Annotated in this window: 7 protein-coding genes; 1 reads left to right on the top strand and 6 read right to left on the bottom strand. The window is 58.6% G+C overall.

Features of this window, described 5'->3' with window-relative positions:
• From ACETWG_10920 to ACETWG_10940, 5 genes are all read right to left on the bottom strand, one after another.
• Nucleotides 1-1,313: MXAN_6640 family putative metalloprotease (locus ACETWG_10920; GenBank protein MFB0517096.1), on the bottom strand; the 1,313-nt coding region annotated here is incomplete at its 3' end.
• Nucleotides 1,314-1,322: 9 nt separating this feature from the next.
• Nucleotides 1,323-2,636 (bottom strand): ribosome biogenesis GTPase Der, encoded by a 1,314-nt coding sequence (gene der, locus ACETWG_10925; GenBank protein ID MFB0517097.1) that lies wholly within the window; start codon nucleotides 2,634-2,636, stop codon nucleotides 1,323-1,325.
• Nucleotides 2,629-3,987, bottom strand: coding sequence for a DUF512 domain-containing protein (locus tag ACETWG_10930; protein ID MFB0517098.1), 1,359 nt, complete (start codon nucleotides 3,985-3,987; stop codon nucleotides 2,629-2,631). The genes der and ACETWG_10930 overlap by 8 nt, the downstream gene beginning before the upstream one ends.
• A 287-nt stretch (nucleotides 3,988-4,274) precedes the next feature.
• Entirely contained in the window at nucleotides 4,275-4,493 is a 219-nt protein-coding gene (locus ACETWG_10935; GenBank protein MFB0517099.1) for a hypothetical protein, read from the bottom strand.
• 824 nt (nucleotides 4,494-5,317) lie between these two features.
• Complete coding sequence (locus tag ACETWG_10940; protein ID MFB0517100.1) at nucleotides 5,318-6,430, bottom strand: hypothetical protein; 1,113 nt, start codon at nucleotides 6,428-6,430, stop codon at nucleotides 5,318-5,320.
• 207 nt (nucleotides 6,431-6,637) lie between these two features.
• Between ACETWG_10940 and ACETWG_10945 the strand changes: the two genes are divergently transcribed.
• Entirely contained in the window at nucleotides 6,638-6,829 is a 192-nt protein-coding gene (locus ACETWG_10945) for a hypothetical protein (protein ID MFB0517101.1), read from the top strand.
• A 583-nt stretch (nucleotides 6,830-7,412) separates the two neighbouring features.
• Here the strand turns inward: ACETWG_10945 and ACETWG_10950 are convergent.
• Nucleotides 7,413-7,810, bottom strand: a 398-nt coding sequence (locus ACETWG_10950) for a T9SS type A sorting domain-containing protein (protein MFB0517102.1), incomplete at its 5' end; no start/stop codon positions are given.

Consider the following 7,810-nt stretch of genomic DNA (forward strand, 5'->3'; position numbering starts at 1 on the left):
ACCCGGTGGCAGGTCTTCGGCAGTAATATATTCGACCAACATCTGATTGTGACTTGCCGATACAACGGGATTGGGGTAAAGACGCTTTCTCCACCTGCTACTAAGATCACCTCCGAATCGCGGTCCAAACTGATCGTATACCACTCCCAACTACCAATCGCTCCCAAGTAGTGGCCGCTGTCGTAGCACACAATCCTTGCCGCATAATCCGGCGGTGCGGTCCTCACTTTCAGATATAGGCTCGTGGCCTTGCCTGCTGCCAGAGCTGTGAGATCCACCTGCCCCGGCAGCAGGTTCCGGAATGACACTTGCTGGTTGTTATACAACGCCTCCGATTGACCCGCCGAAGGGACCTCCAGCAGGTTCTGATCAGGATAGAAATAATAGGCAGGGGCCCGGCCGTTGAAAAACAGTCGCGCCACAAAATCGGTCCAGGCGGAGGTGAGGTTGCTGCCATAAGAACTCAAACGCTCTTTAAGGGCGTCAACCGCACTAATCGTTTTGAAACGCTCCCAGGCCTGCCGCATGATGTCCATCTCGTAGGTCTGAGTAAGGTAATGACCGAAAATGGCAATGGAGTAGCCGTCAGTGTTTTGAATCGCCTGGGTAGGCTGATTCCCAAACGGTATCGGGGGTGTTATTATGTTCTCTATGTAAAACCAGTTCACCCAGTCATTCACCTCGGGATAGGCTATGTCCTCGAACCAGGTTGATGAAAGCTCGTAGAAGAAGTTATTCCCCACCCGCCAGCCGTAGGCCAGCTGCACTGCGTGGAAATACTCGTGCGCGCTGGTAACCCTGGCCGCATCTATCCCATGGGTGTAGTATCTTTCCTCTTCTGAGAAATCGTTGTCCATTTCCATATAGGTGATATACCGGCCTCCTCCCACATCCGTCTCGAAGTGAGTCTCCCCGTAAGTAGTGCCCTGGTAGTCCTTGAGATAGACATCGTAAATCCCGTCGTCATCCGGGATGGCGGGATCGAATTCCAGCGTATCCAGCAGCAGGCTCCTGGCCGAGTCCAGGGCCGCCGCCACTTCCACAACCCAATCCGGAATGCCATCGGGTCGGGAAGAAGCGAGCGGCGGGCTGTGGTCCACCAACTCGCCATTCTCCAGGCGGGCGGTCGTATCATAGTGAACGGCGAACTCACCGCTAGGTGAAATGTACCTCATATGCCGTTTTGGCCGGCCCGGGGTGGCCGCTATCCGGGCCTGCAAAAGCTCAGGATGGCTACCCCAGCCGCACTTGATAGGCCGGTCGCCCGGTGTTTGCCCGGCCAGCAAAACGGTTGTCAACGCGATGGCAAGCATGGGGTGCATCTACTTCTGCCGGAACGATAACTTGATGGGCACGCCGCCAAAGCCGAACCGCTCCCGCAGCCGATTCTCCAGATAGCGCTTGTAGGTAACCGGCACCAGCCGGGGATGGTTGCCGAAAAAGGCGAACAGGGGCGGCTCCCGATGCACCTGCGTGGCGTACTTGATCTGGATGCGCTTGCCCTGGACAGCCGGGGGCGGCAGATAGTCGACCGCTTCCGCCAGAAACTTGTTGAGCTCCGCGGTGGATATTGACCGGGTGGTCTGCTCGTAGACCTCCAGGGCCGTCTGCAGCACCTTCCAGACCCGCTGGTTATGATGCACCGACATGAACACCAGCGGGATATGCTCCAGCGGCTTATATGCCGCCCGCATGGATTCGGTCCACTGCCCCACCGTGCGCGAATCCTTCTCAATCACGTCCCACTTGTTCACCGCCGCCACCAATCCCTTACCCTGCTCCATTACTCGGCTCATGATCTGGCGGTCCTGGGTATGAAAACCCTGCTCGGCGTCGACCATGACGATAGCCACGTGGCACTCGTCGATGGATCGCAGGGTCCGCACGGTGCTGTAGTATTCAATAGCATTCCTGACCCGGGCCTTACGTCTGAGTCCCGCCGTGTCTATCAGGCGCAGCGTGCGGCCCATGTAATGGATAAACGAGTCAATCGAGTCCCGGGTCGTACCCGGCGTCGGGGTTACGATAGCCTTCTCCTGTTTCAATATAGCATTGAGGAAGGACGATTTCCCCACGTTGGGTACGCCCACAATCGCCAGCCCGATAGCCTCAGCCAGGGGCTCCTCCTCCCTCCAGGCCCAGAGCAACTGCTCCAGCGCTGCGTCCAGCATATCACCCACACCCCGGCCGCTGATGGCCCCAACGGCCAGCGGCTCACCCAGACCCAGCTCGTAGAACTCCAGGGCGCGGGACTCATGGACCACATCGTCCACCTTATTGGCCACCAGCAGCACCGGCTTGGACAGCTTCCTCAGCCGATCAGCCAGGCCGCGGTCGTCGGGCGTGATCCCCTCACGGCTGTCGACCATGAATAGGATGAGGTCCGCCTCTTCGACAGCCATATCCGCCTGCCGCCGGACAACAGACTCCAGCATATCGCCGCTGTCAGCCAGATAACCACCCGTATCGATCAGGTGGAAGGCGTGACCGGCCCACTCTACCGACCCGTAAATCCGGTCCCGCGTCACCCCGGCCGTCTCGTCCACGATAGCCTGGCGCCGGCCTACCAGCCGATTGAACAGCGTCGACTTGCCCACGTTCGGCCGCCCCAGAATAGCGATGGTCGGTTTAGCCATCCTGAAGGGATCCCATTATAGGATTCATTCTGCCCGCGGGATGGATACCCCGCTGGAAAATCTCCAGGATACTGTCTTCCGCCACGTTCAGCGGAACCCCCAGACGCCGGCTGATCTGCGCCAACGTCATGTCGTCCAGCGTCAGCTCCCCCCCATCGCTCAGTATCCGGTGCGTCGTCCAGACTGCCGCACCTAATTCCTTGCCTGACAGATAGGTGACAAAATCCTGGCCGGATAGCAGCCCCGCCACCGTTACCGGCGCGCCGAAAAGGGTGTTGGGAACCACCTGCAGCCCCACCGTCAGATTATCGATGGCGTTAAGGCGCGGCAGGACCTGCTCCCGGAATATACCCTCCGCCAGAACTCCGGTGGCGATGGTGAAGTGGATCGGCCTCTCCAGGGCACGAGGCAGGCGCTCCTGTTCGGCCTGGAAGCGGTCCAGGAATGCCCGCACCTGCCCGACGCCGTTCTCCTCTATCGCCAGACCTTCGTAAAAGGACGCCGGCGGGACCTCCTCACCGGCCAGAACATACCACTCGTCGCTCGGTAATACGAACCTGCCCCCGTCGGCGTGGTGGTAAGTCTCGTCCAGGAAGGCATACTCCCGCATAAAGTCCCGCGCTATCCCCGGGGTAACCGGCGGAATGGCTGCCAGGCCACCGCGGTGGGCCGTAAGCCCGACCGGCACGACCGCCACCGACCGTAGGCCGGGACTGAGCCGGTGCAGTTCCTCCAGGGTCTGGCGTAGGTGGAGGCCGTCGTTGATGGTTGGCAGAAGCACTACCTGCCCGTGCAGCTCAATGCCGTGCTCCACCAGATACCGCATCTTCGCCAGCAGGTGATCGTCCCCGCCACCGGCCGGGTCCTCCCGGCTATAGCGAAACAGCCTGCGCCGCAGCTCCGGCTCCGTCGCGTGCACCGAAATGTACAGGGGCGTCAGGCGCTGCTCCACAATGCGCTCCAGATCGCGGCTACCCATGTTGGTCATCGTGATGTAATGGCCGTACAGGAAGCTGAGGCGGTAGTCGCCGTCCCGGAAGTAGAGGCTCTCCCGCAGCCCGGTGGGATTCTGACCCACGAAGCAGAAGATGCAGTCGTTGGAGCACCTGCGGACGGCGAAGTCCTCGAACTCAACGCCCAGATCGGTGTCCTCGTCCTTCTCCACCCTCACCACCTCCCGGCGGCCAGCGATCTCCAGCTCCAGCTGCGGCGAGTCCGCCGCCATGCGGAACTGGTAGTCAAGGTGGTCCTGTACCCGGTGGCCGTCGATCCTGAGCACACGGTCACCCGGCTTGAGGCCCAGATAGGCCCCCAGGCTCTCAGGTTCTACCGCTTTGATCCGGATGCTCACGACCGCTCACAGTCCTTTAATAAGCTAATTTACCCCGCCGTACGAGCCATTGGCAGCTCTGTCCGCACTTCCGGAGGCTGAGCGGCTCCAATTAAGGAGGGCACTCCTTGGTATCAATCAGGGGCATCAAGGCCGGATCTTTTACTGCGACCAGGAAAATGATCCTGCTGCGCTAGAGACCCCACCATCTGCAATATAAAAAGACAGTCCCCGGGGTAGTCCCCGGGGACTTTTTTCGGAGGGGGGGTGTGGAAGCCTTGGCGTCGGATTTCCGGCGCGGCTGAAAACTACACGAAGATATCTATCATCGAGCCCACTACCTGGTCGGCGGTCCGGGCCACGGCGGCGTTGGCCTCGAAAGTCCGCTGCTCGGTCAGCAGCTCCACCACGTCTTCCACTTCCAGGCTACCTCCGGCGGCCACCTGGGCGAACTGCTCGCCGATACACTGCATCTGATCGAGGCTGACTTTCATGCCTACAAAGGCTAGTTCCAGGCTGGGGGTCATAGCTTTTCTCCCGGTATCAGTGAAGGTCACGTCATCTTACTTATCGGCCATTTCACGGAAATCTCCACCTCATCCCCGGCCCCTGTGACCTCGGTCACCTGAGGCCCCCACCGCTGCCGCTGAAAGCGACCCGAAGGGTCGCCCTGAGTTTACCTCGCGTAGCGAAGGGTAGCGGGGCCTGCCCTGAGCCGCCTATCCGCCTGTCCGTGGCGTCTCTGGCTTCTTTTGCCACGGATTTACACAGATGTACGCGGATTTTTTATCGTATATAAACTTATTCTATCCATCTTCCTGCCAGCGTTCATCCGCGTGTATCCGCGGCTGGACCTCCTCTGACTCGCCGTAGACGGCTACGTCGAGGCCCTCCCTTTAAAAGGGAGGGAACCCGACCCCTGCCGGGAAGGGTGGGTTATTCCCAGCTCATACACCTGTCCGCCAACCGGCCTGAAAAACCTCTACCCGTTCGCTGCGTGTCCCGTAGGGATCCCCTTGGGAATGGCCCCTCCCTTTAAAAGGGAGGGAACCCGGTCCCTGCCGGGAAGGGCGGGTTACTCCCAGCTCGTACACCAGCACCGCCCGTAGGGCGCAGCCAGAGGGGCCTACCCGGACTCGCAATGACAGAATGGGTATCTGAAGGACATTCCCATCGGAGGTAATCGTAACTTTCGCTTTAGGCTGTCAGTCTCATAGACCAGCGGGGCAAATCTCTCAGCGCTTGCACCAGGATTGCCCCTATGGGGGAGAACGAAAAAAACCCCCGGAAACGTAGCGAATCCGGGGGTGGGATCACCGCTCGCAGGTGAGCGGCAGAATGGCAGGTTCCGTTAGAGTGTGGGACGATACCACTCAAATCCGAATCTCCAGCTGCGGTCGAGGTAGTCATCATACGTGCCATTTCGGATTGAGTGATAAGGGACGGCGACACCCGCCACCAGACCCATCCGGTAGTTAAAGCGCAGACTCGCCCGGAGTGCGAGGATATCGAACATGTCGCCGGGATCACCGGAGCGTTGATTACCGACATATTCCACAGCCAGGGCGGCGCGCCAGAAAGGCAGCTGGAGGCCGACCCCGCCGAAGAGGGGTGAGAGTGACTTCAAGGTGGCAGACCGGTTGCCCTGGAGTCCGACGACGGAGTAGATGTAGCGACTGCCGGACCGGAGGCTCAACGTGACCTGGTTCATACCATCCAGAGTGATGCCAGTCCGTATGGGGACGCCGCCAACGACATTCAACAATCCCAGGGGTATACCTTTTTGCTCTTCTGCAACATTGATTAGGCCGAGTTGCAGTAACCTGGCTTGTGGTGTGACATTGATCAGGCCGATCTGGACCCAGGCGTGAGAACCGGAGACATTGGCAAGGCCGGCAATCTGGCTGATCGCTGACTGGCCGGAGACATTGGTAACGAGGGCCAGCTGTCCCAGGGCGCTGCTTTCGCCGGCGATACTGGCAATGCCGGAGATCTGTGCAATGGTGCGGCCTTCACCCACATTGGCAATACCGGCCAGTTGGAATCCGGCGTCACCGCCCGACACATTTGCCAGGCCCGATATCTGGGCGGCATGGGCATCGCTTGCGCTAATATTGGCGAGGCCGGCCACCTGGGCGCCTTTAGCGGTGCCTTCGGCGACGTTGTAGACCCCGGCCATCTGGAATCCGGCCATGTTCCCTTCGACAACGTTGCCGCCCAGGGCGAGCTGGACACCTACCAGGTCTCCCTTTCTAATATTTTTGAACAAAGTGGACTCCCTGCTCCGCCCCCACTTCGCCGGCTTCTCCGCCTGCAAGGCCAAGCTGTCCCGAGCAGGTTCCAAGGTGACGGCGGTGCTGGTATCCGGTGCCTCCTGGGGCGAGGCAACCCGGACGAAACCCAAGAGCAGGATACATACGATGATTGTCGCTGGTAATCGAGAGAGAGGAGTATAAATGGTCATGGCAATGGCCCTTAGTTTTTCATCGTGATCGAACTATAGTTTGTCACTTAGACCGGATTCGACGGGATAGAGTTGTCAGGAATGTGCGGCCAGGTGAATAGCGATGATCGCTCATCAGAAACTCCGAATATCCTCAACCGTAAAAGAGTGCCGACAGCCCGCCAAAGGGCGAATGCGCCTACTTGCTTGACACCGACGGATAAGACGATGCCGGCCGCCAAAGCGAGGCCAGTAAGGCCGGCAGGAAGAGAGAGTAGGAGAGAGGGCGAGAGGGAGCAGGGGCGCATGGAGCGCTCTCCAGACCGGGTCCAGGAAGAGTCCTTAAAATTCAACAAAATCCATACAAAATTCAGCATTATAAAGTTTTTTCCCGACGAGAGGGATAAATCCAAGGTGTAGAATTTTCTACTCCGCATCCAGCCCCGCTACACTTCGTTAGGCGGGGTAAACTCCCCGCTTTCTGAGGGACCGGCAGCCACCGCCTACGGCGGGACCAAGGGCAGGGCGGGGTGGTATGGGGCATCATTTTCATCGTGCCGGAATATAAGCCATTGGAGGTAGTTTGTCGTTCGCCTGGTGCGCCTGATGCGCGAGGTGCGCGAAAAAGAAGTTTCTAGTTGACCCCTCACCCCGTCCCTCTCCCCACGGGAGAGGGAATTCAAGGGTATAGACCGGACACATAGGTGACACATTAATCTGGGGACATGGGTAACAGGTCTGTTTTAGCCTGGTGCGTGAGAATGAGTGACGATTGATGATTGATAGAGAAATAGGAAAAAGCGGGAAGCAAACCGCCAGACAACCCAAAGCCGAGGTTTCGGGATGAAAGGCTCAGGATATATCCCAGTGTGACACCGGCCTCAGACCGACGTCCTTCGAGAGCCCTTCGACTTCTCTCAAGACTGGCCTCAGGACGACGGCCTTTGGGAGCCCTTCGGAAGGCCATTCGATCCGGACGCAGAAGTCGGGACTAAAGGCAAGTCTATCGCAGCAACAACATTTTAATCGCCCTGCTGTACTTTGTTGTCACTAACCGAGCGATGTAGATGCCGGTTGGGACTTCCCGGCCATGTTTGTCCCTGCCATTCCAAACGACGTTCTGATACCCAGATGCAATCCAGACATCTACAAGACGGACTAACTCTCGGCCCAGGATATCGTAGATCACTAGGCTGACGTGCGTATTCTCCGGAAGATCATACCGGATGGTGGTGGAGGGATTGAAGGGATTCGGGTAGTTTTGCCCAAGACGGAAACTATTGGGAATCTGACTTTGTGGTAGGCTTACCGATAGTGTTGAATCATTGTAGTTGATCACACTGGCCCATACCTGGTTCAAGTGCTCGGTATCTTTTCTAATTGAGGACCGCCACGCCGTGT

The organism is Candidatus Neomarinimicrobiota bacterium (assembly GCA_041862535.1).
Taxonomy (GTDB): domain Bacteria; phylum Fidelibacterota; class Marinisomatia; order SCGC-AAA003-L08; family TS1B11.

Excerpts from the sequence above, each read along its gene's own strand:
- ACETWG_10935 (MFB0517099.1), bottom strand. The coding sequence starts at position 4,493 with ATGACCCCCAGCCTGGAACTAGCCTTTGTAGGCATGAAAGTCAGCCTC.
- ACETWG_10940 (MFB0517100.1), bottom strand. The coding sequence starts at position 6,430 with ATGACCATTTATACTCCTCTCTCTCGATTACCAGCGACAATCATCGTA.
- der (MFB0517097.1), bottom strand. The coding sequence starts at position 2,636 with ATGGCTAAACCGACCATCGCTATTCTGGGGCGGCCGAACGTGGGCAAG.
- ACETWG_10945 (MFB0517101.1), top strand. The coding sequence starts at position 6,638 with ATGCCGGCCGCCAAAGCGAGGCCAGTAAGGCCGGCAGGAAGAGAGAGT.